Genomic DNA, 25,401 nt, shown 5'->3' with positions numbered 1-25,401 from the left:
GAATTACTCCCCTGATTTCGTTTTCCCCTTGGTGCCAATATGCAAGGCTGCTACTCCGCCGGTAAGCGGGTAAGCCTGTACATGCTTTAATCCTAGGTTCGTAAAAATAGCAGCGAGTTGTTTGTGATCGGGAAAATGGATTAAGGATTCCGGAAGCCATTTGTACTGTTCGTACTTCTGGGCGATCAACTTGCCTAAGAACGGCAGCACGCGCTGGAAATAAAAATAATAAATCGACTTGAACGGCTGCCATGTCGGCTTCGAAAGCTCCAGAGACACAACCAGTCCTCCTGGCTTGACGACGCGCCGCATTTCGCGAATGACTTGCTCCAGATCCGGCACGTTGCGCAGGGCGAAGCCGATCGTCGCATAGTCGAACGTATTGTCGTCAAACGGAAGACTCATCGCATTGCCTTGGATCAGCTGGATTTGCTTGTCCAATCCGACTTGCTTGATTTTCTCAGCGCCGTAGTCGAGCATGTTCTGACTGAAATCCAGACCGACCATGCGGCCGGTTCCCGATGCCTGTGCCAGCGCAATCGTCCAATCGCACGTTCCGCAGCAGAGATCGATCGCCGTTTGCCCGGGCTGAACGTTCATCTTCTTCATCGTAAATTTGCGCCACGCTTTATGTCTGCGAAAGCTTAAAATGTTGTTCATCAAATCGTACTTCGGCGCGATGCTTTCGAAGACGGCATGTACGAATTCTTCTTTGGATTTACCTTGAGTTTTGGATTTTGTCATCGTCATCTGTCTGGTCACCTCAAATTTCTTCCAGCACTTTGGGCTGCTTCGCTAAAAATCGCAGGAACGGCTCGCCTATGTGAAACAGTTCACTAATTAGTTTGTCCGACCCCAGCTGCTGTACTTTGGACTGCAGCTGTTTGGTTTGAGCATCCAGCATCTCGTACAGCTGCGACGAAATATGATACTTATGCAGCAGCGTACGCACCTTCGCTTGATCCGTGTCCTCGGTTTGAAGCTGTTTGCGCTCTTCCTTCGTACCATGCTGCAGAATGTGCCAGAAGCCCCAACTGCCCATGAACGACGCCGCCGCGGATTCCATGCGGAATATTTCATCGAAAATAAGCTCGCATCTGGCATAACTGCGTAAAATATCCGGCCACGCCGAGTCATAGACCTCAGACATAAACTCAGAGAATGACAAAAACAGCTGAGATTTAATCTCCACCATCTGGTGAATGTAATCTTCTGCCGTTAATTTCAACTGCTTCATTTTCATGTACGTGGTCATCTTCAGCCGGTTCACTTCGCAAATCGCGTTAGCCAGCTGTTTGATCATGTCAATTTGGCCCGCTCCGGCAAGAAGATGGTAGAACCGGGAGCTGAAGTAATCGCCGGCCAGCACTTTCAATTGCCTGGATCTCGCCGCTTTCTTCTCTTTGATATCATTGGAAGCCGTGACGAGATCGTGGGTGTCCAGCGCCAGCTGAACGAGTGAGGTTGCTAACGTATACAACTCACTGGCGGAGCTAAGTTTACTGTTTCCGTTCAAGAAAGCAAACAACAGACGCGTGCGCAGCTCCGGAAAATTGGGCAAGTCTGTGTGAATTTGGATCATATCATATTCCGTGTACTGCTTGGCGATCTCTGGGATCCGATAAGAATTCATGCAAAAGCCTCCGTAACCGTGTGCCAAATCTCTTTCATGCCACTCTCTAAGATTCAATTCAAATTATTATATCATAACCCGTTGGCGGACGCACAACTAATTATAACGGATATCTTTGCTGCCATTTCGAGGTATAGGTGATGCGAAACCGGTTCTGCAGTTCTTGTTCGAGCTGGATCAGGCTGAGCTCACTGGGGCTCTTCTCCATATCCTTCCCAAATTCACGTTCGGCAACCATGGCCAGTACAAGCTGAGCCGACGTATTCTCCGAAACGTTGGCATAATCGATAACGCGAACCCATACTTGATTCACATTTTTCGTTTTTTGCAGCATCGTTTGCGCAATCGTATACAAATCCCTGTAAACCGTCGCGGAATCCGCATTCCGGGGCAAGCTCAAGTCAAGCGACAAGCGGGAAGCGCTCAGCTCCACCTTGCGGATGCGCAGCTGCAGCGGCACTTGTACGAGCAGATCCGGCAGGTTACGTTCCGTCAGATCCTGCGCGCGCTTGCTTGACCAACCCGCGGGCGCGCCCAGTCCCGTGGATGCATCCAATTGGGGGAGAATAGACAAACTAATGGCAATAATCGCCGATATCGCTATCATCAAGGTAATTCGCGTCGACCACTTCATGACAAAGCACCTCCAGCACATTGGACAAGAGCCAAACAGCTTGGCAGCACTGCATATGTGTTACAAGCTCTATACACCATTGTACAAACAAAAAAAGCAGGCTATGCCTGCTTTTGCAAATAATCCATCATTCTTCGGTATCGACCGTGCCGTACTTCGTCATGATGATCGCCTTGCCTCTGATCTTGACCGCTGAAGTGTGCTCGGTAAACTGAGCAATCATAACCTCGCCCTTGTCCAACTTCTCAGTATGATGAAAACGCGTATCTTGGCCGCGTGTTAATCCAATAACATGAACGCCGTTATCTTTGGCTTTAATGACGAAATATTCGTTGCCGTTCGTGTTCGGTTGATTCATTTTGCCCGTATCTTCCATTCCCATCCTCCGTTCTTGCCTTAAGGTCACATCTCTTACCTAATGATGCCAAAAAAAGCATCCCCAAGTCAACTAGCGTTAGACGGATATTTCTTGGGAGGACGATTGTACGCCTTGCTGGTAAAATCGTTTGAATTTGCCCGGGACGATCCGGGATGCGCCGACGCGAATCAAGAAATCCGCCAGCTTCACGGTGCCGTAGGCAAACAGCATGCCGGCAATCACATCGATCAGCCAATGAATTTGCAAGTACAGCGTCGAGAAAATAATGCAGGCGCAGTACGTCACCATCATGGTTTTGAAGATGCGGTCCTTCTCTCTAAGGGCCAGCAGCAGCATCGCAAAGGAGATGGAGGTGTGCATGCTCGGAAAACAGTTCATCGTTGCGACGAGCAGCGCGTTCTGGTCCGCGAACACACGATGCAGCAGGTCAGGCTGTTGGTTCACATACCATACTTCCCGCAGCAGTATCAAATTGTAAAAAGGCAAAATCAGCGGGAATTGCAGCATGTGCCCGGATAACGCGTAGGAGAGCATTTTCTTGACGCTCCGCGTCCAGAAGCTCCTAACGATGCAAATCCATAAGGAAAGCACGAAGCCGTAGTTGTATATCCACGCCATGGCCCGGTCCAGGAACGGATTCGCGATCCATCTGGCCCACCCGCCCGTATTCAGCGGAATCGCGTTCATATACGCATCCCAGTGCCACGGGTGGCGGTTATTCTCAAACATCCAATTGGCGATTCGCCACCAGAAGCCGTTGCCGGAGCCATAAAAATAAAAGAAGATGCCGAGCAAAGGAATGCCGACGACGAAAAAGCGCTTCCAATCCACGTCTACTTGATCCTTGCGGACACCAAGCAGACAGATTAGCAGTAAAATCCAGCATTCCTTGCTCCAATTGCCCACCACGCCGATGCGCCATACCAAATAGATCGAGGCGATGATGCCGAACATTGTCCAATCCTGCGATTTGACGAGCTCGTTCAATTTCAACTTTCTCAAGACTGTTCCCCCTATTATGTCTTAGCCTCAATTCTAACGATGGAACAAGCCCTTCATGAGAAAAAGACATCGAGCTTTCGATGTCTTTTCGTAATCGGAGTAACACGATTCGAACGTGCGACCTCACCCACCCCAAGGGTGCGCGCTACCAGGCTGCGCCATACCCCGTCCTTCGCTCAGTCTTACTCATTCACTTTGTTATTATAGTAGGAGATTTTGGAATTGTAAAGGCATTTTCTGCTAACGATAAATAAAGCCGCGACAGCATTTAGCGGCCACGGCTTTGTAGATATATAACGTTCGGACGTATGTAAAACGCAATTATTGAATGCCATCCTTAAGTGCTTTACCAGGTTTGAAAGCTGGAATTTTGCTAGCCGGGATTTCGATTTCATCACCAGTCTGCGGATTACGTCCTTTACGAGCAGAACGTTCACGAACTTCAAAGTTACCGAATCCAACGAGTTGTACTTTATCTCCGCCTTGCAGCGCTTCGGAAATCGCTTCGAAAACAGCGTCAACCGCTTTCGTTGCATCTTTCTTGGAAAGCTCAGAGGTTTCAGCAACCTTGTTAATCAATTCAGATTTATTCATGCCATTCACCTCCCCCCAAGATTTCTCACTTCCGTTACTTCCTGTTTTCACCGTTTCCTCAGAAAATATACATGATCAAATGAAAAAACGTTGATTTTCTTAGACTAAATGAACTTCGAAAGCAGACGAATAAATTCATAGTAATATACTACGATCTCAATTTCAAGTACGGATTTCCATTTTATGTGGGTATTTTTGCTATAAAACGACAAAAAACACTCTTTCGAGTGATTTTTTGTCTTCATTTTACAATATAATGGCAATTAACCCGCCAGAGCCTTCATTGATGATGCGTCCCAAAGTTTCCTGCAATTTGTAGCGCGCATTATCCGGCATTTGGGCAAGCTTCCCTTGAATGCCTTCCCGCACGATGGAGTGGAGCGATCTTCCGAAAATGTCCGACTCCCAAATTTTGAGCGGGTTATCCTCGAAATCCTGCATCAGATAGCGGACAAGCTCCTCACTTTGCTTCTCCGTTCCGATAATCGGCGAGAATTCGGACTCTACGTCCACGCGGATCATATGGATGGACGGCGCTGTCGCCCTTAAGCGGACGCCGAATCTCGAGCCTTGGCGAATGAGCTCCGGCTCATCGAGCGCCATCTCAGCCAGCGTCGGAGGCGCGATGCCGTAGCCCGTCGTCTTCACCATCTCCAGCGCTTCCGCGAATTGATCGTATTCCCGTTTCGCATGCGTGAAATCTTGCATGAGCTGCAGGAGATGATCCTTGCCGCGAATTTCTACGCCGACGACCTCGACCAAGATGCGGTCGTAGAGCTCATCCGGCGCGAAGAGGTCAATCTCGGCAACCCCTTGCCCCATGTTCAGACCGGCGAGCGCAGCCTTATCGATAAATTCATATTCAGCGAATTGACTGACAACTCGATCCACATCGCGCAAACGTCGAATATCTTGAACCGTATCGCGTACGGAATTTTCGAATTGAGTCCGCAGCCAGTGGTTCTCAGCAAGAACCATTACCCAGCTTGGCAGGTTCACATTCACTTCGTGAACCGGGAATTCGTACAGCACTTCACGCAGGACGGATACCATTTCTTCTTCGCCTGCATTGGCTACGCTCATCGTAACGACCGGCACATCGTAACGGCTTTGCAGCTCGCTGCGCAGTTCAAGCGCCGGCTCGCCATTCGGCTTCTGCGAGTTGATGATCACGATAAACGGTTTGCCGACTTCCTTCAGTTCATTGATGACTCTCTCCTCAGCCAGGACGTAGGAAGATCTCGGAATATCCGAAATCGTACCGTCGGTTGTTACCACAACGCCAAGCGTCGAATGCTCCTGAATCACTTTGCGCGTTCCGATTTCCGCCGCTTCCTGGAACGGAATCGGCTCGTCGAACCACGGTGTATTGATCATACGCGGGCCATTCTCGTCTTCATAGCCTTTGGCGCCATCGACTGCATACCCTACACAATCAACTAGCCGGACATTCACATTGAGTCCTTCGGCCACGGATATTTGAACCGCCGTGTTCGGTACGAACTTCGGCTCCGTTGTCATGATCGTGCGGCCAGCAGCGCTCTGCGGGAGTTCATCGGTAGCCCGGATCCTATCCGCTTCACTTTGAATGTTCGGAAGCACTACAGATTCCACAAAACGCTTGATAAAGGTTGACTTGCCTGTACGGACTGCGCCAACAACCCCCAGGTAAATGTCCCCTCCCGTTCGTTCTGCAATGTCCTTAAAGATATCCACTTTCTCCAAGAGAATCCCTCCTACAGTTTGGTCGTCAACTGACTTGAGACGGTTACAATTGACTACTCGTACATTCATTTGGACTAGTAAGAAATATATGTACTTTCGATAGAAATATGATAGATGCGCCATATCTTTTTTTTGGAGCTCATATTTTATGAAGCACATATGGCTTTCCTTATAGAACCATGCGCAGGGACGGTTGATCTGCGAGAGATCAAAGACTCATCACACCTGAAAAAATATATGAACGGAATAAGCATGATATTCTGAAAAATGAAAAAAACCTCTTACAGATTCCTGTAAGAGGTTTGCCATTATGGGGTAACTTGCGGAAGTGGCTGACTATTCTGCCAACGATAAGGCACGCTGCGAATCGGGACGAACAGCGTTTGGTTCACGAGTTGTTCACGCAAATCCTGCTCCGCCTTCAGTGTGCCGGCAAGGGACTTGTCTTGAATCAGCTTATGAATATCCATCGCATAATCGATACTGACATCCCCTGTCTGTTTATTGACCAGATAGGTTATGAGGTTCTGCCGGTTATAGACCGATTTGATCTCCGGCGCTTTCATTCCGAGTTTATCGAAATCTACATAATCGAACGCCTCATTAATAGCGATGCCTGCAGGCAGATTGCCGTTATGGCTGACTTTGTAGTCATTAATCTTCTTCTGCACGTCGTCTACGCTCTGGTAGGCCGATAAATCCATCAATTTCACGGTAGGCTTCGTCTCCGGATCCACGAGCACATACAGGAATATACCGCCGCTCTCAAACGCATTGGCCGGGACGGCGCTCAAATAGTTCGCTTTCGTCAATTTGGCGAAATCAATCACATATTTCTCATAGAGCGGTGTGCTCATATCGCTATTTTTGATCGGCAGCACGCCGTGTTTCTGGTGGTAGAGATCAACCGCCTGTTGAACGACCGTAATGAATTCAGCCGGGTTGATCTGATTTTCTTTCCGCAGTTCCTTCGGGTAGGCGCATCCGCTAAGCAGCAGGAGCACACTCAAGATCAGCCCAACCCATGTGCCTCGCCCGAGGCAGCTTGCCATTTTCACGATTCCATCATCCTATCTCGGTTACTAAAATAAATCGTCATCCTCAGCGGCTTGTCTAGCAAGCTGTGCGCGAATGGCCGCCTTAAGAGGGTCCTCCGGTATCGTCACCTCTACGGAGCCTGTGACGCGGGCCTGGCACGCCAGCCTGTAGCCCTCTTCGGCCCCTGAGCCAAGCTTCAGCCGCTCATTCACATTCATCGGCGCGAGTCCGCTGCCGGCGGGATCGCTCACCTTCACCTTGCACATGAGACAAGCCGCCTTGCCCCCACAGCGCGTACGGATGTGCACCTTCGCTTTGCGCCCCGCGTCCAGCAGCGTCGTACCCGCCCGGACGCCGATTTGTTTGTTATCCGGCCAAAAATGTACAATCGGTCCATTCATCTGGTTCACCTTCTTGTCTGCGTTCATCCTGATCCGTCAGAGTGAATCTATCAACCGATCCAATTCTCTTCGAAACGGTGTACCCCAGCTGTTTCTTTCAAGCAAATCATGTAACGCCTGCATATGCTGCTCCGGATACTGGCGCATCGTTCGATAAATAGCTTCATAACGGTCCGGCCGGTTGCGGAGAATGTTAAACACCAGCTCGTGCGCGAGCGGCATCACCCGCAGCTCTTGCCCGCCGATCTCAGTATGGCCGCTATGCCGTTCCCATAAATAGGCCGCTTCCACTTGATACGACGACTCCAGCGCCTGCACTTTGAAATCGCCAACCACCTCAACAGGGTGGCCGTCGATCTGATAGTGGCTCAAAATCGATGCGTAGATCGGTGTTCGGCTGAAAGCCGGCGTGTCGGTCGAATAGCGCTGCAGCGCGCGGTGAATGGCTTCAACATCGTGCACATCCACATAGATATCCAAATCCCTTGGACTTCTCCCGATATCGACCTGATGCATCAAAAGTCCGCAGCTGCCACCGATAAGCCAGCGTACGCCAGGAACTTGCTGTAATTGTGTATGAATGGCCGTAATCGCTTCGAATAACGGTTCCAACAGGACCAAGTTGCCCACACCTTTCAGGCATTATTTGTTAGAAATAAGGCTTATGCGTAACGGAAATACGGCCTGCTTGCTTCACGATGCATTGGCAGGCCAGCCGGTACCCCTGTTCGATTTCTTCCGGCTCCAGGCGGTCCTCCTCCGCTTCGGAAGGCAGCGACAGCAGCTCCCGGCCTTCGGCGACATAGCAGCGGCATCTGGCGCAAGTCCCGCGCGTGCAGGAGAAGCCCCACTCCACATCCGCTTTCAGGGCATGATCGAGAATGCTTAAACCGGGATCCGGCTCTATCGTTTTCTGTGTTTTGCGTGTTTTCAATTCCAGCATGCAAGAATTCCCTCCAAGTTAGAACAATGATAGCAGCATGTATAACAGAATGGGGATAAAGAGGAAAAAGGCGATGGTCGACAGTACGGCTCGGACCCATCCTTTGGTACGCGTTCTGGCGTACGAAATCAACAACGATGCGACAACCATCAAGCCGATGGCTACGAAAGACGCCCACATTTTGTCCAAACTTGACATATTTTTGACTCCTTATGTATAAATCTGCGAATTGAATCACCAGTAAGTATAGCATAGGATGAGAAAAAAAGCATAAAGGGCAGCAAGCTCCCCTTCATGCTTTTTATTTTTTGCCCATCATCATATTCATCAGCTGCTGCATGTTGTTCGAGTCCAGCTTGGAGCTCTTCACCGCTTGAATAATATCATTCACCGTTTCTTCGGGGACTTTCACGTTCACCAAGCTGGATACTTGCTTGATTAACTGACGGAGCTGAGCATCGCTTTGCAGTGTAGAAGGTTTCACACCGCTGGCCAGTCTCTCGATATCTTTAGGTGATACGGATTTACCCGTTTTCTTCTTGACTACGTTCAATACGTCCTTGGACATATCTTTGTTTGCCAAATGTGCCGCCTCCCTATACCTGATAAGAACTAAAAGCTTATACGGTATAGTATGAGGGCAATCCGGTTGTGGTGTAGGCTACTTCCACACATTTGTGAGCGCGTCCGTGGCCACTTCCTCGAGCTCATGCGTTCGGACGCGCCCCATCAGGTCCTGCGCCGCAAGCTGCGGCGATTTCCCTTCGAACAGCACCTTGTACAGCTCATCGGTAATCGGCATCGTCACATCGTATTTGCGCGACAGTTCATAGGCGGCCTTCGTCGTCTTCACGCCTTCGACCACCATGCCCATTTCCTGCAGCACAGCCTCCAGCGGCGTCCCCTTGGCCAGCTTGTTGCCGGCACGCCAATTCCGGCTGTGCTGGCTCGTGCACGTTACGATCAGGTCGCCGATTCCGGCCAAGCCGGCAAAGGTCAGCGGATTGGCGCCCATCGTCGTACCCAGCCTGGCGATCTCCGCCAAGCCCCGGGTAAGCAGCGCCGCTTTGGCATTGTCTCCGAAGCCCAGTCCGTCCGTCAGGCCGGCCCCCAGCGCGATGATGTTCTTAAGCGCCCCGCCCACTTCAACGCCGGCTACATCCGGGTTCGTATAGACGCGGAAGTACGAATTGATCATCAGATCCTGCGCCGCCTCCGCCGCCGCCAGATCTTGGGCGGCAACGACGACGGTCGTCGGACATTGGCGGATCACTTCCTCGGCATGGCTCGGACCCGACAGCACGACGAAACGGCTTGCGTCCATATCCGGCAGCTCATCGGCAAGCACCTCGGTCATCCGTTTGAGCGTACCGGTTTCGAAGCCTTTGGTCGCATGGACCAAGAGCGCATCCGGCTTCAAATAAGGACGGATTTGCGAAGCGACATCGCGCATGCCGGATGAAGGAACGACCAGAATAATCGTGTCCGCTCCTTCTACCGCCTCCTGCAGCGATGTGGTCGCAACGATCAACGGGGATAAGTCTACATCCGGGAGAAAGCGGCTGTTGCGGTGCTTCTCATTAATCTCTCGGACTTGCTCCTCGTTCCGCGACCATAAGAGCACCTGCTTCCCATTATCCGCGAGTACCGTAGCGAGCGCCGTACCCCAGCTGCCGGCTACCAGAACAGATACTTTACTTGACATGGTTACCACTCCTTCACTTATGTAAGCGGACGCTCTCGCCCGTCTATGCTCGCTTCTGGCCGAGCTTGTTCTCTTTGCCCTGGACGAGCTTCACAATGTTGGTCCGGTGGCGCAAAATCGCAAACGCGCACAGCAAGATGCTGATCCACAGAATTGGCAGCGGTCGATCCATTCCCCAAATAAGAAAAGGTAAAAGTGCTGTTAAAATAAGGGAACCGAGCGATACGAATCGGGTGATCGCAATGATGACAATGGCCGTCAAGCCGGCAATTAACGTCGGAATGAAGCAGAGGGTCGCCATAACGCCGATCGTTGTAGCAATTCCCTTGCCGCCGCGGAAACCGAAGTAAACCGGCCAGTTATGGCCGACGATCGCAGCTAATCCGCACAGTACGCGGATCCATATATCATCCGGGCCGGGAGCCGCCCATATGCCGAGGCATACGGCGGCAACGCCCTTCAGGGCATCCAGAAGCAGCACCAGGATCGCCGGTCCTTTGCCAAGCACCCGCAGCGTATTGGTCGCGCCCGCATTGCCGCTGCCATGCTTGCGGATATCGATGCCCTTGAACCATTTCCCGAATAAATAACTAAAGCTGATGGATCCGAGTAAATAACCAACGACGATTGTTAGGATGGAAACTGTAAGCACCTTGTCACATCTCCTATTCTTTGTCCGATGACTTTCTGCGGCTCAGGATACGAATCGGAGTTCCCTCGAAACCGAAGGCTGCGCGAATTTTATTATCCAAATACCGCTCGTATGAAAAGTGCATGAGCTCAGGCTCATTCACAAAGAGCACAAAGACAGGAGGCTTCACCGCTACTTGTGTAACATAGTTAATGCGCAGACGCTTTCCTTTGTCCGTCGGCGGCGGATTGTATGCCACAGCATCGGAAATCACATCGTTCAGCAGATGCGTCTGAACGCGAAGCGCATGATTTTCCGCTACTTGAACGATCACCGGCAGCAATTTATGCAAGCGTTGGGTTGTTTTAGCCGAAACGAAGACGATCGGCGCATAACTTAAGAACAGGAAATGGTCGCGGATGGTCTGCGTAAAGTGCTGCATCGTTTTATCGTCCTTCTCGACGATATCCCATTTATTTACGACAATGATTACCGCTTTTCCTGCTTCGTGCGCATAGCCGGCGATGTGTTTGTCCTGGTCGATGATGCCGTCTGCCCCATCGATTACAACGAGTACGACATCCGCACGTTCGATCGCTTTCATCGCCCGCATGACGCTGTATTTCTCCGTGTTCTCATACACCTTGCCCCGCTTGCGCATGCCGGCGGTATCAATAATGACGAACTTCTGCCCGTCCCGCTCGAACGGCGTATCGATGGCATCGCGGGTCGTTCCCGCTACGTCGCTTACGATAACCCGCTCTTCACCTAAGATGGCGTTAGTCATCGAGGATTTGCCCACATTCGGCCGCCCGATAAGGGCAAATTTAATAACTTCTTCGCCGTACTCATCGTCCTGCTTGTCCGGGAACAACGCGCAAACCGCTTCCAACAGGTCGCCGATCCCGATCCCGTGAGAGCCCGAAATGCCGATCGGATCACCGAAACCAAGCGCATAAAACTCATAAATATCGTCTTGACGAGCCAGGTTGTCGACTTTGTTCACCGCAAGGACAACCGGTTTCTTGGAACGGAACAACAGCTGCGCCACTTCTTCATCCGAAGGAGTCACCCCAGCCTTGGCATCTACCATGAAAACAATGACATCCGCTTCCTCGATGGCCAGCTCGGCCTGCACGCGAACGGATTTGAGAATCGCATCTTCGCCGTCAATTTCAATTCCGCCTGTGTCAATCACGCTGAACGAGGTGTTCAGCCATTCGCCAACCCCATAGAGCCGGTCGCGAGTAACACCTGGTTTATCTTCCACAATCGCAAGACGATCGCCTACGATCCGATTGAAAATAGTGGATTTGCCGACATTCGGTCGGCCTACAATAGCAAGCACTGGTCTAGCCACTTCATATTCACTCCTTCAAAATTCCATGATCAGCCATGGAAAAATACGCAACTTACATCATAACAAAAAAGACACGGCTTGGCTAATCTCTTTTGTGACTTTCCGTTATGAATTTCATCATGACATTGCCGGCTCAGGAGTGCTTGACCAGAATGATCGTACCGTTTTTCAAATCATGGGCATTGGCATCCAGGATTTTCTCCAACGAGAACGCCATTCGCTGAAGGTCGTCTTCCTGATCCACCGCGAAGATAGGCGCCCCCCCGCCAACCCGATCCTTCGTCAGTGTAACGATAGCGAGAATCTGGGACATCGCGCATCAAGCCTCCTTCTTTTTATTGACACCTGCTTCAGACGGCATACGTACGGCACTTTCCAACACGGGGACCCGGTGCAGGGCGATGAAGGTTTTATCCGGATCCTTCTCCTGAGGCAGCAGCAGGACACCGAGGTTACCGGTATTCATATCCAGCTTGGCCATAGGACGCAGAGCGGGCTCTCCTTCGTCGCGATAGGCGCCGAACAGTGTCGAAATATCGTGGAGAATCGCTTGCCGTTGGCCAAGATTCGCCAAAGTCACCCGAGCGTTGCGATTTTTGGGCTTAACAAGATAGCCTAACCCGTGTTCAGCGATGAGCGACTGGCTATCCTTCAGCCCGACGTTCATAATATAGATGGAACCGACATAGAGATCGGGACCGTCCAACCGGACGGGCACGGGTTCGATATCGGCAATTTCCCCCAGCTTCTTCCCCGACTTGAAATTATTCGCGATCCAGATGGACAGCACACCGGCCAAAACTCCCCAATACCAGGCGAATAAGATGCTGAAGAGAGACCCCAGGAAGGACGAGAAAATGACGAGGTAATTGCGTCCCTCGAAGACCATTGCGATCCCTTCGATATAAGCAGCCCCGCGGGGCACAAGCTCCAGCTCATCGATCTTCGATAAACTTTGTCTCTCCATATTGCGGACATCCCGAAACTGCTGCGCGGCTAGAGACAGGAACGTTACCGCCGTATAATTTTTGTCGAGCAGCGCTGGTACGGCCACCGCCCCAAGCCCGGCAGCGATAACGCCGAGTGAAATGTGGATGATTTTCCCATGCGGATACGTAGGGTATTGCCGGTAGTCCGTTCTCAGCATATTAAGCCGAGCCAAAATACCGAAAATGACACCGATGACGATGCCGATTGTATAACGATGCGAATAAAACCAATCCATTTACTTTCGCCAGCCTCCTTTGCGCTCGAACCAACTCCGTATGAAACTTTTGCAGCCGTTATATATGGCTTGAAGAATGATGGTCACCGTTCTGGCTGTAAACACAGAGAGCCACCATTGATCCTGGAACACCGTGTGGCCTAACTCGTGATAGCCCCCGACCGGATGAATGCCCGCTTGATACATGTCGCCCAGCAAATAGCCGATCGAGAGGGTGGCGATCTGCTCCAGCGCGCTGCGCTGCAGAAAGACGACAATGAATGCGAGAAGCAGGGCGACATCCCAATCCGAATTGCGAACGATGAGAATCGGATCCATGGCCAGCAGCTGCTGCAGCAAAAAGTGGAGTGAACCTAGCAGAAGTCCGATCGATAGCAAATGCAGCTTATGTATGAATCCTTGCGTTACGACGAGAATGCCGATAGCTATGAGAAAAACGAGCACATAGACGACATGCACATGCACGTGCTTAAAGGTTACAGAAAAGTAAGAACCTGCCACCCATAAGACAAAAAAAAGAAGCATTCCCTTATGCGATATACTTCCGATGTACAGCTCCTTCCATCCGCTGGCAAACAAGATGAGCGTGATACAAAGGAGAATGAGAGACAAATAACCGGAGTTCATAATCTGACCACCCTACTATGTATAGACAAGCGCAGCGCATGCCGCCGCCGGCCTGCGGATCTGCAGGTTCCCTCCGTTCATGAGAGGGAAGCACCGCCTGATCCTTAGTATGGCAATCTTTTGATTATTTACTCTGGTTCGCTCTATCTGCGTATGAAGTTATGGAGATGCCGCGAGCCCTGCACCATTCCGCCGTTTCGCCCATGATCACAACCGGACATCGGGATAAATCGCGGATCGTCGGCGCACCTAATGCTGTCATAATAAGAATAAGTCCATGATGCAATTCATCTGCAAATTGGTGCAGCGCATCCGCCCCTTCTTCGCGCAGCACCTTCAGGAAGGCGCCTGCCATACCCACGGCTGAGGCGCCGAGGGCAAGCGCTTTGGCCGCTTCCAAAGCGTTCGTAATGCCGCCGGAAGCGATCACCCCGCCAGGCGGATAAACGGTCAGCGACTCCAGCAGCGCGACGCTCGTCGGCGTTCCCCAGTCGTTCAGCCATTCCATGGCGGCCGGACGTCTGGCATTCTCAATAGCGGCGAAATTCGTGCCGCCGGAGCCGCCGACATCGAGTATCCGCACGCCGATGTCCTGCAGCTGTTTGGCGTTCTCCTTCAAGATGCCGAAGCCGACCTCCTTGACGATGACCGGTACGGGAGCATGATGGACGATCGCTTCGATCCGCTTCAGCATGCCGGTGAAGCTGCGATCCCCTTCCGGCATAATCAGCTCCTGCATCACATTGAGATGGATTTGCAGCGCATTCGCCTCTATCATCTCAATAGCTCTCAACGCTTGATCGGCCGTTGCCTCGCTTCCCAAATTCGCGAACACGATCCCCTTCGGGTTCTCGCGTCTCACAACCTGATAGCTTGAGGCCACCTCGCTATTTTTGATAGCCGACATTTGCGAACCGACCGCCATCGCCAGCCCCTTCTCTCTCGCCATGACGGCAAGCTCGCGGTTAATGCTTTCCGTCTCCTGGGCTCCCCCGGTCATGGCATTAATCAAAATCGGCGAACTCATAATGAGATCGCCGATTTGGGTCTTTAATGACATGTGATCCGTGGAAGTCTCAGGCAGACAGTTATGCACAAGCTTGATATCCGACAGCCCTTGCTGTCTGGATTGTCCAAGCTCCAGCGCGTAATGGACATGCTCCATCTTGCGTGAAATGCGCATTGCTATGGTCCCCCTAAACGCCATGTCTCACTTATTTTTTGAATTTGGACAATTTGTCGCCGAAACGTTCGCCAAGTGTCAAGGACATACCTTGGTTGCTCAAGGATACGTTCTCGTTGCCGGCGATTTCTTTCTGATGGCTTGCTGAATTACCGCGGTCACGGTCGCCTCTTGGTTGTCTTTCTCTTTCCGGCTTAGCGGAAGGAGCCGCTGCTGCAGGTGCTTCAGGAGCTTCCTCTGTTTCTTTGATGCTCAGGCTGATGCGTTTCTCTGCTGCATTGATTTCCAAGATTTTCACTTGCACTTCTTGGCCTTCTTTGAGCACTTCATGCGGCGTGCCGATGTGGCGGTGTGCGATCTGGGAAATATGAACCAGACCTTCTACGCCAGGAGCCACTTCAACGAATGCGCCGAATGCCGCAAGGCGTTTCACTGTACCCGTTACGATGTCGCCTGCATTGAAATCGGACTCAACTTTGGACCAAGGGCCAGCTTGCGTTGCCTTGATGCTCAGGCTGATTTTGTCGTTCGCAGGATCCAGCTTAAGCACTTGGACCTTCACTTTGTCGCCTTCTTTGACAACGTCGGAAGCTTGCTCTACATGGTGCCAAGCCAATTCGGAGATATGTACAAGACCGTCGATCCCACCGATATCTACGAAAGCGCCGAATTGTGTCAAGCGTTGAACCGTACCGTCCAATACTTGGCCAACTTGAAGACCTTCGATGATTTTCTTTTTGTTCGCTTCGAACTCCTCATCCAGCACATCTTTCTGGGAAAGGATGACTTTGTTTTTCTCGCGATCGACTTCTTTCACACGCAGACGCAGTGTACGGCCTTTGTAAGAAGAGAAATCTTCAACGAATTGACGCTCGACCATGGAAGCAGGCACGAAACCGCGCACGCCGATATCCACAACCAGACCGCCTTTGACAACTTCCGCTACGGAAGCTTCAATAATTTCTTTGCTGTCCAGCTGACCTTGCAATGTTTCCCAAGCTTTTTCGTTATCCACGACACGTTTGGACAGAACCAAAGTTTCTTTGGCGTCGTTGATCGAAACCACTTTCAATTCTACTTCTTGTCCAAGCTGAACCGCTTGCCCTGCATCGTCCAGGCTTACAGAAGAAAGCTCGCGAACGGGAATCACACCATCGTATTTATAACCGATATCCACGAAAGCTTGATCTGCGTCAACCTTTACGATTTTACCTTTGACGGTAGCGCCTTTCTTCAGAACGGCAACATTGTTCATAGCATGCTCCGCTTCTGCTTGTGATACGGCTGTTTCTTGCGCTTCTTGCGTTTGATCTTGAACTTTTACTTCATCTGACATGAGATTAGCCTCCTCTTAGTACAACCAACAAGAAATAATTTATGAGTCACAAAGCAGTATGTAAGCTTCTACTCTGTTTCAAACACATTCAGGACTACCATTCGCTTGTAAAGTTAGTATAATTCCAAGCTTTCATTTCCATACATGAAGTTTAAGCTTTGCTATATTCACGATGTAAACGGCGAATTTCTTTCATAATAGCGTCAGTCGCAAGTTCCAAATCTTCCGAACTTGCTCCTTCATAAGCGCTAAGGTCCAGCGGTTTGCCATACACGATGGTCATGCGGCGAAATAAAGAATAATTGCCGACAATGGCCACGGGAACGACCGCTGCGCCAGCTTTCAGTGCGAGGCTGGCAGCCCCCTTCTTGCCCATTCCCCCGGCATTGCTACGGGTACCTTCCGGGAAAACGCCTAACATATTGCCATCGCGAAGCAATTGCACGGCGAGGCGTATCGATTCCCGGCTAACGCCTCCGCGTTTGACGGGAAAAGCGCCAACCTTCGCAATGATGGAGCCCAGCACCGGAATGTCGAACAACTCGGCTTTCGCCATGAAGTGAACTTTCCGCTTCAGCGGAGTACCCAAGAACGGCGGATCCAGCAAGCTGGTGTGGTTGCCGCAAAGCACGACCGCCCCGCGCGCAGGAACATTCTCCATCCCGATTGCCCGCATGCGGAAGAATAAAGTGAATAAGCAGCGAAATAAGGCCCTGCCGATGCGGTACAGCATCTTATTTGCCACCTCCGACTTTGTCTTTGCAAAGCCCAAGGATTTCGTCCACAACTTCTTCAATCGTCATTGAGGTGCTGTCCATTAACACAGCATCATGAGCTTGTCTAAGCGGCGAAATCTCTCGTTCTTGATCCAATTGATCGCGACGAGCGATATCCTGTTCAAGTTCGGCCAACGTCATCGTGCATGTCCCGCTGCTCTGCATTTCTTTGAAGCGGCGTTCTGCGCGTTCCTTCACGGAGGCCGTCAGAAAGACCTTGATCTCCGCATCGGGCATCACATGCGTGCCGATATCCCGGCCGTCCATCACGACGCCCTTGGAACTGGCCATTTCTTGCTGAAGCTTAACGAGCAGCTGGCGGATTGCGCCATAACTGGCGATGCGGGACACATGGTCGGTGATGTTCGTCATGCGAATCGCTTTGGTCACATCGACGCCGTCAACGAAAACCTGTTGTCCTGTCTCTCCGGGGATGAGCTCGATCTTCATACGGCTTGCCAAAGCAGCCACTTCGGCTTCTTGATCAGGTTGCAGCCCTTCTTGCTGTACTTTCCATGTTACTGCCCGATACATGGCTCCCGTATCCACGTAAACGAATCCAAGCGCTCCGGCTACTAACCGAGCGATGGTACTTTTACCGGCTCCAGCAGGTCCATCGATGGCAATATTGAACTTTTCCAAGCTGCTGTTCCTCCCACCATACTTCACAATACCTTACGAACAAAAAAGCAGGCACTGCCTGCTAATTGATTCAAATTATACCACACTACATAGGTAGATGCAAAACTTGGCGTGATAATAGATTCGTATTCTGTATGCCTATGAGCGCTCCCCCTTCTCGTTCTGAGGCAGGATATAAGGCTTCCCCTCGAGCGGTTCAACCCGAGTAAAATGTTTGCGCACGTAAGGAATTTGCAGCAGCGCCTGAATGCATAGCAGCGCAACGAAAAAAACGAGCGCGGTCCGGATGATCATCTTCTCTACTTTGGCGGAGAAGAGGATAAACAGCTGCTCGTAGGACTTTGACTTGGAATCGTCGGACATTGGAAGATTCACCTGCTCGTATAGGCATTTTGCTTGGTAGTATGCCCATGCCGAGACGAATTCATGCGTTTATCTTTTGCGGAAATCCATCTGACGCTCGAAGCAGAACCGGATAATCTTCTGACGGTCGCGGTCGGTTATTTCGACGAAGCTCAGCATCCCCAGCAGCTTGCCCGTATCCATCGGCTTCACACGCACAAATTCGCCTGTGAAAGGAATGTGCTCGATGCTGCCATTCTTATACGTGACAAGCAGCCAGCAGGCAACGGCGGCGCCTACGCCAATCGGCACCTGGCCGTCGTATACGAATGAAATGCCGCCGCCTCCCACGTCTTCTGTCACGCCAATGAACTGAATCTGCGGGGAAAGCTTGACCGCAATTTCCAGTTCGGCCGGCACCCGCAAGAAATTTCGGCGCTGAACCTGGGTAATCGCTTCGGGCTCGGGTTTGCGCAGCTCGATAAGACGAATCACATCCCGCCGCTCACCGATCACCGATGTGGTGAAATAATGCTTCACGCCTCCTTGACCGATGTAAAACGTGCTCAGCTCATCGCCGTGATGCAGCTTCTTAAGCCGGCCTGTTGTCTCATTCATCGGAATTTCGATCACTATCGCGTTATCCGTTACATCCGCAATGCGGGATTTGTATTCAATTTTGGACTCTTCATCATCAATGCTGTTGATTTGGATATGTAAGATCTGATTGACCTTGGGCAGCAATTTCTGCACCTCCGCGACATAATATGACACAATTATACCACGTGGCTTTCATTTGAATAGCATAAAAAAGAAGCGTGGCGCGAAGCCCGCTTCTTTCGCTCATCATTTGGCCGCGTCGGCAGCGGCTTTCGCCTGCTCCGGACGGACGGTCTCGATCTTCTCTTCCACTCCCGAATCCGCATTGATGTAGACACGGTAGATGTTATTGTTCATGGTTCCCGTAAACTCATGACAGAACACTTCTTCGTCGAGCTCGTTATTGATTACTGCAAGCGACTCGCTTGACACCTTCATTTTCGGGCTAAGCTGTTTGCGCGCTTCGGCCGCCGTAACCTTAGGCTGCGGAATGGTGCGCTCCTTCTGGCCGAACAGATAGTCCGACGCCTGAAGGCCGAGCACTTCCAGCGTATCGAGTGCCACCTTGACACTTAACTGCTGCGGATAAATCGTAACATCCTTCTGGCGTTTGGCGAACACAATGTTCGCGATGTTCTGGTACTGGTCGTAGCTGACTGCGCTCATATCTTTATATTCATGCCCGTCCAGAAACTCGTTGGCGACATCGCGCGCTTGCCGCAAGTCATACTTGGTCTCTTTCACATCGCGCGGCCTCATAAAGTAAATGAGCTGGCCGCCCTTCTTCGAATAGTCCAGCTGCACGTTGTTGGGGCTGCCGTCGCTGCCCGGAACGACGACGGAGAAGCTTTGATATTCGGGAGCGCCGCCGCCGTTCTCCACGATCTGCATGCCCGACGTATCGTTCAAACCGAGGAACTGCGCAGCTTTCTGCTTGATTTGATCAGCCGTCATATCGTTGCCGGAGAGCATGCTGATATTTTTTTTGGAAAAGACGCTCAAGCTGCCAGGACCCCAGTTCAACTCTTCGTAAGCCCCGACTTTTTTGTCCACGACGGTGAAGCCGTCGATAATCGCGTTATCGTGCACTTCATTCTCGGAGGCCAGCGCCAGCTCCACATCCATCCAGCGCAAGTTGTTCGCCATCACTTTATCCTGAACGCCGCGAATTTCATTCGTAATTTCAGCCGAATGCGTATACAGCGCGTTCAAGGTTTTCATTTCGTCTTCAGTCAGCGGCTGCTTGGTCATATCGCGAACGGACATCCGGTAGGAGAAATTCGCCATATTCGCTAGAAAATCTTCCGTTTTATTGAACGGAAGCAGCGTCAGCGGCAGTTGTGTAATGTCACTCTGCGCCTGGCTGGTCAGCCGCCACACATTAACAAGACCTTTGCGGTAAGAAGGCTCCGACGTTGAGTTCACTGCAAGCGTATTGCCCAGCTCCGTGTGCAGCTTATCCATGTGAAAGGAGAGGTCGTGGAACGCCCGCTGATACTGATTTTCCGCTTTGATCAATATCGTATTTTTCTCCTGATGCTCCAAGTACCCCCACACCCCAACGCCGATCAAAGCGAGAAATAGGAATGGAAACATAACAATGCTTAATCTTTTATACACGCGAATACTCCTTTCATTCCCTAACTTGCGCTTAGTTTTTGCGCGGGAAGACAGGTTTATACAAGAATGACAACAAAAAGAGGCCTATTCGTAAAGAATGGCCTCTCGTTATTCCTCGGTCTCCACTTCAAAATCCTGTTCGTTGCTGCATATGCATTGGCGAAATCCGGTTTCGATTTTGCCCTTTTCCTTCTTTCCTTTGAGGACGAACTTCTCGCCGCATTGGCGGCAGCGAATTTTAACTTTCACGCGTGTTGTCGACATGTACACCCTCCCGAACGGCTTCCGGTCTCCAGCCAGGAATTACCATCTATACCGTTCAGTATTGCCCACTTTTGCTCACTTTAATCTTGTCGTCCCTCGAAGCTATGCGCAGCGGCGAGTGTGCGTTCGCTCGGTCAACCCGCCAAATCGTGCGAATCCATAGAAACGCCATGACCGGGATGATGGCCCAGACCCAGTTCTGTGTGAACAACAGCAAAATATAATCGAACAACCCATGCCAGAAAATAGGCAGCAGCAGCGAGAACCATAAGTATCTCCGGGCCTTATGCGGGACGAATTTCGCTTTCCCCAAATAGTAGCCCATCATGACGCCGAACAGCGCATGCGCCGAAACCGGAAGCAGAGCGCGAATCATGAGCGCCGAGAACGAAGTGGCATGGAGGAAAGCATAAATGATGTTCTCCAACGTCGCATAACCCAGGCTGACGGCAACGGCATAGACAATACCGTCATAGGGTTCGTCGAAGGCCTCATGCCTGAAAATCAAATGATACAGTACGAACCATTTCAGAAACTCCTCAACGCCACCGGACAGAAGAAAGGAAGAGATGAAGGTTCCCTCGCCAAACTCTTCAATCAACGCACGCTGCAGGACCATCGTTGGATAAACGAGCAGAACACCGAATACGAACATTCGAATGACCAAATGAATCGGTTCCGTTTCGTATCGGTCCTTTAAATAAAAGTAAGCGAGCAGTGAGAGTCCGGGGGCTATGGCTGCTAGGATAATCGGCAGTGCTTGCATGGTGCGGCTCCCCCTTTCGCTTCAGACAATCGATTCGCATTCATACGGAATGTCACCTAACATTATAACATGTTCCTATGACATCGCCATGCTTTATTCCGTAAACAAGGCACGATCATTATGGAAAAGCAGCGGAATATTCCCTGTTGTGCCATTGCGGTTCTTCGTCAGAGCCAGCGAAATCGCTTGCGCATCCGCCACCTCCGCTTGTCCCGGCTGCATGATCATGACCACATCCGCTGACGCCTGAACGCGGTCAGGGACGTTCCCCTGGCCCAGCTCCAAGGCGGTCGCCGCAATAATCGGGCAATCCCACTCCCGCGACCATTGCTTGAGCGTATAGGCGATTGCCGCTTGCTGCTGCTGCCAGGTCAGGGCCGCGGCACCCTCTCCAGCCGGGATTCGCTGCAGATGATCGATGAAGATGACCGGCTCTTTGCCGACGATTAAGGCGATTCGCTCAATGGAGGCCGCCACCTGATCCAACGTTGTATTCATCGTACACTCCAGCATCCAGAGCATTTTGGAGATTCGCCCATACTGCTTGTTCGCTTCCGCCACTTGCTCCGGATCCACTTTCCCGCCCAGCACCTTCTGCGGTTCGACGCCAAGGATCCGCGCGATGCTGCGGGACCACAATTCGAAGTTCGTCATGTCCCAAGAGACATAGATAACCGGTGTCTCCTCAAGAGCGATATGATCCGCCATCTGCTTGAGCAGCATGCTTTTGCCGATCGCGCCTGCGCCGGCCAGCAAATACAGGCCGCTGCCGAAGCCGCCGAAGAGCAGATTGTCCAGCTTGGCAAAGCCTGTACGAATGCTGGCCACTTGCCCCCGGAACCGCTTCATATATTCCTCCAGATAGACGGTACTGTTCTTATTATCCGGCGCTACCGGAGCCAGCATCGCTTCTTCCACCGATTGCTGGACTAAGCCGAGGAAAGCCTCCACCGGATTTTGCGCACGTACGAAAAGATCGTTAATATCGCGAATCGTCTCCGGCAAGGAGATGATGTAGGTCTCGTTCCCCTGCTCCCGCAGGAGCGCTTCAATACGTACGGATTCTCTCCGGCCGGAATCGTCATTCCCCATACAAATATAGACGCGCTTCCCTGTGAATAAAGCCAGATGATGCTCCTTAAACACCCCGTTGTCCGGCACGCAGACGGAAGGAACTTTGGCCTGCGTCAGAGAGAGCACATCGAAGATCCCGTTGCACAGGATGACTTCATCGGATTCTTCAAGCGCCTGATAATTGAACAAAAATTGATCGAGCCCGTACAGCGCTTTGTACTTCGGCTCTTTGTTGTCAATCGACCGTCCGATCAAGTCGACAATCTCGCCGTCGTAATTCCGGACGGGAATGATAACACGGTGCTCGAAATAATCCCCGAGCTGATTCTGATCGACATAGAAGCCGATCTTGCCGATTTCGAAACCGATTCGATACGTCTGCGCCGTGTCCTCGGTAATTCCTCTTCTGTGCAAATAGAGATAAGCCTCTTCACGCATCTGTTTCTGGTAATAAGTCAGCAAACTATCCAAATCAACCGCGGCTAAAGTAGGCGCAAGTCGTTTATGGTCTATGCTCATCATTCGTCTCCCCCATCGTCCCGACACCTGGATGCCTATATTCACTTACAATTAAAAAAAGCATCAACAAAAACAGTCGTTTTTGAAGATGCTTGTTTCATTCAACAACAAAAAAAGAGAGAAGAGGCGTTTATTTGAAATGTTGACAGAGCACCTTAACGGCATCGTCCGCGATAATCGTCTTTCCATACTCTTCCAGCACCGCTTGGGTCACGGAAGCAGCCTCTCCATATTCGGACAAGACAGCGATTAGCGCTTGGTATTTGGCTTCTTCGAGGTCAACAGGTTCCAGCTGTAAAATATATTTCCCTTTGTATGAATACAGGGTACCGCCTTCTATGAGCAGCGGATTAATTACTTTGGATGCACGCAGCAGATCTTCAAAGTCACGGAACGCATAGGAGATCAAATCGCTTTGTTCAAGCGTTACTTCCATCTCATACACTTCTTCAGGTTCATGATCGTCATAGGCGTCTGAATTCGCATACAGATCGAGCTTGCCTCTGGTCACTATAACGACCATCCCTTGCGCCGGAAGTGCGAACACTTCGACTGCAAGCGGGCCGGACGGGTCGAATCCGAGCTCCGAGTAAGCCTGATCCATCATTTCACTGAATAGCTCGTGTACTTTGGGGATTTCTCTCCACATGTCGTCCTTTTGAATTCCGCGTTCAGTTAAGTCATCGAATGTTAGGAAAATCCGTATCTTATCCTGACTTAAGCGTTCTATTTTCATGATAGGATCCTCCTTTGAGCTTTCCGACTGGAAAGCCTGCATCGAAAGCATGGTCATCTTATTAAAACAGAATATGATAAAAAAGCAAAAATGTGAACCTCGGAAAACGAAATGGACATGTTTCCTCATATCGTTTTCACCTACATGTTAACACTATTTCAATCCAAATGCACGCGCAAGTTATGTATAAAAAGAAAAAGCACAGCCGGCCCCGTGGGTATGCCGTACTGTGCCTTCGCCTTTATCTATTGGATGGTTGACGCTTTTTCCTTGTTTGCTTCAAGAATTTCGTTCACCGTCACTCGCAAATGCGGGTCTTCTTTGACGATTTTCTCCACTTGATTCAGGCCCCCGCTAGCGTTTGCACCGGTGTTTGCCGCAGTGTTTGAAGCTGAATTGGAAGCCATATTCGAAAAGTTTTTGACGGCGGACTCGTTGAAGGATTTGTTTACGAAAGTGTCTTTTGCCTTGTCAACGACTTTCCCCATCGATTCGCTGGAAGAGCTGAACGCGGAGAATAGCATCGATTTGCTTTTGCGATTCCAATAAACGACCGCAGCCGCTCCGGCAATGCCACCTAATAAAAATGCACCTATCTTCATTGGGTCTCCCTCCATGTGAATGTAGTATGAATCCTTCATAGGTTGTGCGAGATGGGCGGAGGGCATACCTCGAGAAAGTAGGAAAACATAGGAGATATGTTCTTCGGCAAATGTGGTACTATATGTAGAGACTTATCCATTGACCTGCAAAGCTAAATAGTCTGAGGGAGAATCGTAGAAAATGAGTAAAGCCAGTGTATTATTAATCAGCATGATGCTGCTGCTAGCAGCTTGCAGTGACAATCCGCCTGCCAAAAGCGCCGCTGCTGGAGACTCGGCAGCGCCTACAACCGCCGCTGTGACAGCGCCGACTGCTTCACCTGCGGCATCGCCGACCGCAACGCCAGCTGCAAGCCCGACGCCGACGCCAGAGCCGTCCAAGCCGCCTGCGGTCACCAAGAATTATCATATGAACAAAAACTATGATATCGTGCCGAATGACCCGAACGGGAATAAAAAAGTCATTCTCTTGACTTTTGACGATGGACCCAAAGAACTTGAAATGAATCAATCGTTGATCGATATTCTGAAGAAGCATAACGCCAAAGCGATATTCTTCCTGAACGGATACCGCATCAAGCAAAAGCCGGAGCTCGTCAAGCTTATCCACGAGAGCGGCAATATCATCGGCAATCATGCCTGGGATCACGAGAATTTGAAAGACATGCCGAACGCCCAGATCGATCAACAGGTCGATGACGTTCAAAAAATCGTGAAAGAGCTGACAGGCCAGGCTCCGCAATTTTTCAGGCCGCCTTTCGGTTCAGGCAACGATTACTTGAAAGCGAAAGTGAAAGCGAACAACATGCTTTACATGACATGGTCCAACGGCTCGCTCGATTGGGAAATGACGAACCAGAAGAACGATCCGAACAAGGTGATCGAGAATGTGATGAAGCAGCTCCACGGCGGCAGCAATATTTTGATGCATGAATTGCCATGGACGGTCAAAGCATTGGATTCGCTCCTGACGCAGCTTGAAGATAAAGGGTACAGCTTCGTCGATCCGAACTCGATTGAGCTGGAAATGAGATAAACAAGAGC

Annotated in this window: 32 protein-coding genes and 1 tRNA gene; 1 reads left to right on the top strand and 32 read right to left on the bottom strand. The window is 50.8% G+C overall.

The features are described from left to right. Positions 1–3: 3 nt before the first annotated feature. The 32 genes from J2X61_RS30735 to J2X61_RS30580 all read right to left on the bottom strand — a co-directional run bounded on the left by J2X61_RS30735 (position 4) and on the right by J2X61_RS30580 (position 24,357). Entirely contained in the window at positions 4–744 is a 741-nt protein-coding gene (locus tag J2X61_RS30735; protein WP_310193625.1) for a demethylmenaquinone methyltransferase, read from the bottom strand. A 19-nt stretch (positions 745–763) separates the two neighbouring features. Next, entirely contained in the window at positions 764–1,633 is an 870-nt protein-coding gene (locus J2X61_RS30730) for a heptaprenyl diphosphate synthase component 1 (RefSeq protein WP_310193622.1), read from the bottom strand. A gap of 100 nt (positions 1,634–1,733) precedes the next feature. Continuing rightward, positions 1,734–2,267, bottom strand: coding sequence for a hypothetical protein (locus J2X61_RS30725; protein WP_274468076.1), 534 nt, complete (start codon positions 2,265–2,267; stop codon positions 1,734–1,736). 127 nt (positions 2,268–2,394) lie between these two features. Then, complete coding sequence (gene mtrB / locus J2X61_RS30720; protein ID WP_274468075.1) at positions 2,395–2,643, bottom strand: trp RNA-binding attenuation protein MtrB; 249 nt, start codon at positions 2,641–2,643, stop codon at positions 2,395–2,397. Between the two features lie 78 nt (positions 2,644–2,721). Beyond that, complete coding sequence (locus J2X61_RS30715; RefSeq protein ID WP_274468074.1) at positions 2,722–3,648, bottom strand: phosphatase PAP2 family protein; 927 nt, start codon at positions 3,646–3,648, stop codon at positions 2,722–2,724. A gap of 94 nt (positions 3,649–3,742) precedes the next feature. Beyond that, positions 3,743–3,816: transfer RNA gene (locus J2X61_RS30710), tRNA-Pro, on the bottom strand. A 153-nt stretch (positions 3,817–3,969) separates the two neighbouring features. After that, positions 3,970–4,242, bottom strand: coding sequence for an HU family DNA-binding protein (locus tag J2X61_RS30705; RefSeq protein ID WP_145655310.1), 273 nt, complete (start codon positions 4,240–4,242; stop codon positions 3,970–3,972). A gap of 246 nt (positions 4,243–4,488) precedes the next feature. Beyond that, positions 4,489–5,967: a stage IV sporulation protein A gene (gene spoIVA, locus J2X61_RS30700; protein ID WP_274468073.1), complete on the bottom strand. Its 1,479-nt coding sequence runs from the start codon at positions 5,965–5,967 to the stop codon at positions 4,489–4,491. A 308-nt stretch (positions 5,968–6,275) separates the two neighbouring features. Next, complete coding sequence (locus tag J2X61_RS30695) at positions 6,276–7,019, bottom strand: DUF3939 domain-containing protein (RefSeq protein WP_310193730.1); 744 nt, start codon at positions 7,017–7,019, stop codon at positions 6,276–6,278. 30 nt (positions 7,020–7,049) lie between these two features. After that, positions 7,050–7,433, bottom strand: a complete 384-nt coding sequence (locus J2X61_RS30690) for a 2Fe-2S iron-sulfur cluster-binding protein (RefSeq protein ID WP_310193616.1) — start codon at positions 7,431–7,433, stop codon at positions 7,050–7,052. Positions 7,434–7,442: 9 nt separating this feature from the next. Next, complete coding sequence (locus tag J2X61_RS30685; protein WP_274468071.1) at positions 7,443–8,027, bottom strand: nucleotidyltransferase domain-containing protein; 585 nt, start codon at positions 8,025–8,027, stop codon at positions 7,443–7,445. A gap of 28 nt (positions 8,028–8,055) precedes the next feature. After that, positions 8,056–8,349 (bottom strand): 2Fe-2S iron-sulfur cluster-binding protein, encoded by a 294-nt coding sequence (locus J2X61_RS30680; RefSeq protein ID WP_274468070.1) that lies wholly within the window; start codon positions 8,347–8,349, stop codon positions 8,056–8,058. Between the two features lie 18 nt (positions 8,350–8,367). Beyond that, the gene (locus J2X61_RS30675) at positions 8,368–8,547 is read right to left on the bottom strand and encodes a DUF2768 family protein (RefSeq protein ID WP_274468069.1); all 180 of its coding nucleotides are present in this window, start codon (positions 8,545–8,547) and stop codon (positions 8,368–8,370) included. A gap of 103 nt (positions 8,548–8,650) precedes the next feature. Further along, on the bottom strand, positions 8,651–8,917 hold the full coding sequence (locus J2X61_RS30670; protein ID WP_274469294.1) for a stage VI sporulation protein F: 267 nt from the start codon (positions 8,915–8,917) through the stop codon (positions 8,651–8,653). 93 nt (positions 8,918–9,010) lie between these two features. Next, a complete protein-coding gene (locus tag J2X61_RS30665) occupies positions 9,011–10,054 on the bottom strand; it encodes an NAD(P)H-dependent glycerol-3-phosphate dehydrogenase (protein ID WP_274468068.1) in 1,044 nt (347 codons plus the stop codon). A gap of 43 nt (positions 10,055–10,097) precedes the next feature. Beyond that, a complete protein-coding gene (gene plsY, locus J2X61_RS30660) occupies positions 10,098–10,706 on the bottom strand; it encodes a glycerol-3-phosphate 1-O-acyltransferase PlsY (protein ID WP_274468067.1) in 609 nt (202 codons plus the stop codon). 13 nt (positions 10,707–10,719) lie between these two features. Further along, on the bottom strand, positions 10,720–12,045 hold the full coding sequence (der, locus tag J2X61_RS30655; protein ID WP_274468066.1) for a ribosome biogenesis GTPase Der: 1,326 nt from the start codon (positions 12,043–12,045) through the stop codon (positions 10,720–10,722). A gap of 133 nt (positions 12,046–12,178) precedes the next feature. Continuing rightward, on the bottom strand, positions 12,179–12,358 hold the full coding sequence (locus J2X61_RS30650; protein WP_274468065.1) for a capping complex subunit for YIEGIA: 180 nt from the start codon (positions 12,356–12,358) through the stop codon (positions 12,179–12,181). A gap of 6 nt (positions 12,359–12,364) precedes the next feature. Next, complete coding sequence (locus J2X61_RS30645; protein ID WP_274468064.1) at positions 12,365–13,270, bottom strand: YIEGIA family protein; 906 nt, start codon at positions 13,268–13,270, stop codon at positions 12,365–12,367. Next, positions 13,271–13,795, bottom strand: a complete 525-nt coding sequence (locus tag J2X61_RS30640) for a YphA family membrane protein (protein WP_310193608.1) — start codon at positions 13,793–13,795, stop codon at positions 13,271–13,273. Positions 13,796–14,021: 226 nt separating this feature from the next. Beyond that, the gene (gene fni, locus J2X61_RS30635) at positions 14,022–15,080 is read right to left on the bottom strand and encodes a type 2 isopentenyl-diphosphate Delta-isomerase (RefSeq protein ID WP_274468062.1); all 1,059 of its coding nucleotides are present in this window, start codon (positions 15,078–15,080) and stop codon (positions 14,022–14,024) included. A 31-nt stretch (positions 15,081–15,111) separates the two neighbouring features. Then, on the bottom strand, positions 15,112–16,416 hold the full coding sequence (gene rpsA, locus J2X61_RS30630; protein ID WP_310193604.1) for a 30S ribosomal protein S1: 1,305 nt from the start codon (positions 16,414–16,416) through the stop codon (positions 15,112–15,114). 151 nt (positions 16,417–16,567) lie between these two features. Beyond that, entirely contained in the window at positions 16,568–17,149 is a 582-nt protein-coding gene (locus J2X61_RS30625; RefSeq protein ID WP_274468060.1) for a lysophospholipid acyltransferase family protein, read from the bottom strand. A 1-nt stretch (position 17,150) separates the two neighbouring features. Beyond that, complete coding sequence (gene cmk, locus J2X61_RS30620; protein WP_310193600.1) at positions 17,151–17,834, bottom strand: (d)CMP kinase; 684 nt, start codon at positions 17,832–17,834, stop codon at positions 17,151–17,153. 138 nt (positions 17,835–17,972) lie between these two features. Beyond that, positions 17,973–18,197, bottom strand: a complete 225-nt coding sequence (locus J2X61_RS30615; RefSeq protein ID WP_274468058.1) for a hypothetical protein — start codon at positions 18,195–18,197, stop codon at positions 17,973–17,975. Positions 18,198–18,266: 69 nt separating this feature from the next. Beyond that, complete coding sequence (locus J2X61_RS30610; RefSeq protein ID WP_310193596.1) at positions 18,267–18,950, bottom strand: flagellar brake protein; 684 nt, start codon at positions 18,948–18,950, stop codon at positions 18,267–18,269. Between the two features lie 72 nt (positions 18,951–19,022). Next, complete coding sequence (gene ypeB / locus J2X61_RS30605; protein ID WP_310193593.1) at positions 19,023–20,396, bottom strand: germination protein YpeB; 1,374 nt, start codon at positions 20,394–20,396, stop codon at positions 19,023–19,025. A 108-nt stretch (positions 20,397–20,504) separates the two neighbouring features. Then, positions 20,505–20,660, bottom strand: a complete 156-nt coding sequence (locus J2X61_RS30600) for a hypothetical protein (RefSeq protein WP_274468054.1) — start codon at positions 20,658–20,660, stop codon at positions 20,505–20,507. 55 nt (positions 20,661–20,715) lie between these two features. Beyond that, entirely contained in the window at positions 20,716–21,426 is a 711-nt protein-coding gene (prsW, locus tag J2X61_RS30595; protein WP_274468052.1) for a glutamic-type intramembrane protease PrsW, read from the bottom strand. Between the two features lie 93 nt (positions 21,427–21,519). Next, entirely contained in the window at positions 21,520–23,019 is a 1,500-nt protein-coding gene (locus tag J2X61_RS30590) for a DnaB-like helicase C-terminal domain-containing protein (protein WP_310193590.1), read from the bottom strand. Between the two features lie 130 nt (positions 23,020–23,149). Further along, a complete protein-coding gene (locus tag J2X61_RS30585; RefSeq protein ID WP_274468049.1) occupies positions 23,150–23,755 on the bottom strand; it encodes a genetic competence negative regulator in 606 nt (201 codons plus the stop codon). Between the two features lie 245 nt (positions 23,756–24,000). Then, positions 24,001–24,357 (bottom strand): hypothetical protein, encoded by a 357-nt coding sequence (locus J2X61_RS30580; RefSeq protein ID WP_274468048.1) that lies wholly within the window; start codon positions 24,355–24,357, stop codon positions 24,001–24,003. A 181-nt stretch (positions 24,358–24,538) separates the two neighbouring features. Here J2X61_RS30580 and J2X61_RS30575 point away from each other — a divergent pair, with 181 nt between their 5' ends. Further along, positions 24,539–25,393: a polysaccharide deacetylase family protein gene (locus J2X61_RS30575; protein ID WP_274468047.1), complete on the top strand. Its 855-nt coding sequence runs from the start codon at positions 24,539–24,541 to the stop codon at positions 25,391–25,393. Positions 25,394–25,401: the final 8 nt, after the last annotated feature.

It is taken from the genome of Bacillus sp. 3255, assembly GCF_031456485.1.
GTDB lineage: Bacteria > Bacillota > Bacilli > Paenibacillales > NBRC-103111 > Paenibacillus_E.
The sequence above is the reverse complement of the archived record's forward strand: the minus strand, read 5'-3'. Positions and strand labels throughout refer to the sequence as shown.

Excerpts from the sequence above, each read along its gene's own strand:
- J2X61_RS30725 (WP_274468076.1), bottom strand. The coding sequence starts at position 2,267 with ATGAAGTGGTCGACGCGAATTACCTTGATGATAGCGATATCGGCGATT.
- J2X61_RS30580 (WP_274468048.1), bottom strand. The coding sequence starts at position 24,357 with ATGAAGATAGGTGCATTTTTATTAGGTGGCATTGCCGGAGCGGCTGCG.
- rpsA (WP_310193604.1), bottom strand. The coding sequence starts at position 16,416 with ATGTCAGATGAAGTAAAAGTTCAAGATCAAACGCAAGAAGCGCAAGAA.
- J2X61_RS30680 (WP_274468070.1), bottom strand. The coding sequence starts at position 8,349 with ATGCTGGAATTGAAAACACGCAAAACACAGAAAACGATAGAGCCGGAT.
- J2X61_RS30625 (WP_274468060.1), bottom strand. The coding sequence starts at position 17,149 with ATGCTGTACCGCATCGGCAGGGCCTTATTTCGCTGCTTATTCACTTTA.
- J2X61_RS30640 (WP_310193608.1), bottom strand. The coding sequence starts at position 13,795 with ATGCTTCTTTTTTTTGTCTTATGGGTGGCAGGTTCTTACTTTTCTGTA.
- J2X61_RS30670 (WP_274469294.1), bottom strand. The coding sequence starts at position 8,917 with ATGTCCAAGGACGTATTGAACGTAGTCAAGAAGAAAACGGGTAAATCC.
- J2X61_RS30645 (WP_274468064.1), bottom strand. The coding sequence starts at position 13,270 with ATGGATTGGTTTTATTCGCATCGTTATACAATCGGCATCGTCATCGGT.
- J2X61_RS30690 (WP_310193616.1), bottom strand. The coding sequence starts at position 7,433 with ATGAACGCAGACAAGAAGGTGAACCAGATGAATGGACCGATTGTACAT.
- J2X61_RS30650 (WP_274468065.1), bottom strand. The coding sequence starts at position 12,358 with ATGTCCCAGATTCTCGCTATCGTTACACTGACGAAGGATCGGGTTGGC.
- J2X61_RS30615 (WP_274468058.1), bottom strand. The coding sequence starts at position 18,197 with ATGTCCGACGATTCCAAGTCAAAGTCCTACGAGCAGCTGTTTATCCTC.
- J2X61_RS30590 (WP_310193590.1), bottom strand. The coding sequence starts at position 23,019 with ATGAGCATAGACCATAAACGACTTGCGCCTACTTTAGCCGCGGTTGAT.
- J2X61_RS30705 (WP_145655310.1), bottom strand. The coding sequence starts at position 4,242 with ATGAATAAATCTGAATTGATTAACAAGGTTGCTGAAACCTCTGAGCTT.
- J2X61_RS30575 (WP_274468047.1), top strand. The coding sequence starts at position 24,539 with ATGAGTAAAGCCAGTGTATTATTAATCAGCATGATGCTGCTGCTAGCA.
- prsW (WP_274468052.1), bottom strand. The coding sequence starts at position 21,426 with ATGCAAGCACTGCCGATTATCCTAGCAGCCATAGCCCCCGGACTCTCA.
- J2X61_RS30600 (WP_274468054.1), bottom strand. The coding sequence starts at position 20,660 with ATGTCGACAACACGCGTGAAAGTTAAAATTCGCTGCCGCCAATGCGGC.
- J2X61_RS30665 (WP_274468068.1), bottom strand. The coding sequence starts at position 10,054 with ATGTCAAGTAAAGTATCTGTTCTGGTAGCCGGCAGCTGGGGTACGGCG.
- fni (WP_274468062.1), bottom strand. The coding sequence starts at position 15,080 with ATGCGCATTTCACGCAAGATGGAGCATGTCCATTACGCGCTGGAGCTT.
- mtrB (WP_274468075.1), bottom strand. The coding sequence starts at position 2,643 with ATGGAAGATACGGGCAAAATGAATCAACCGAACACGAACGGCAACGAA.
- J2X61_RS30730 (WP_310193622.1), bottom strand. The coding sequence starts at position 1,633 with ATGAATTCTTATCGGATCCCAGAGATCGCCAAGCAGTACACGGAATAT.
- J2X61_RS30675 (WP_274468069.1), bottom strand. The coding sequence starts at position 8,547 with ATGTCAAGTTTGGACAAAATGTGGGCGTCTTTCGTAGCCATCGGCTTG.
- J2X61_RS30735 (WP_310193625.1), bottom strand. The coding sequence starts at position 744 with ATGACAAAATCCAAAACTCAAGGTAAATCCAAAGAAGAATTCGTACAT.
- J2X61_RS30695 (WP_310193730.1), bottom strand. The coding sequence starts at position 7,019 with ATGGCAAGCTGCCTCGGGCGAGGCACATGGGTTGGGCTGATCTTGAGT.
- J2X61_RS30585 (WP_274468049.1), bottom strand. The coding sequence starts at position 23,755 with ATGAAAATAGAACGCTTAAGTCAGGATAAGATACGGATTTTCCTAACA.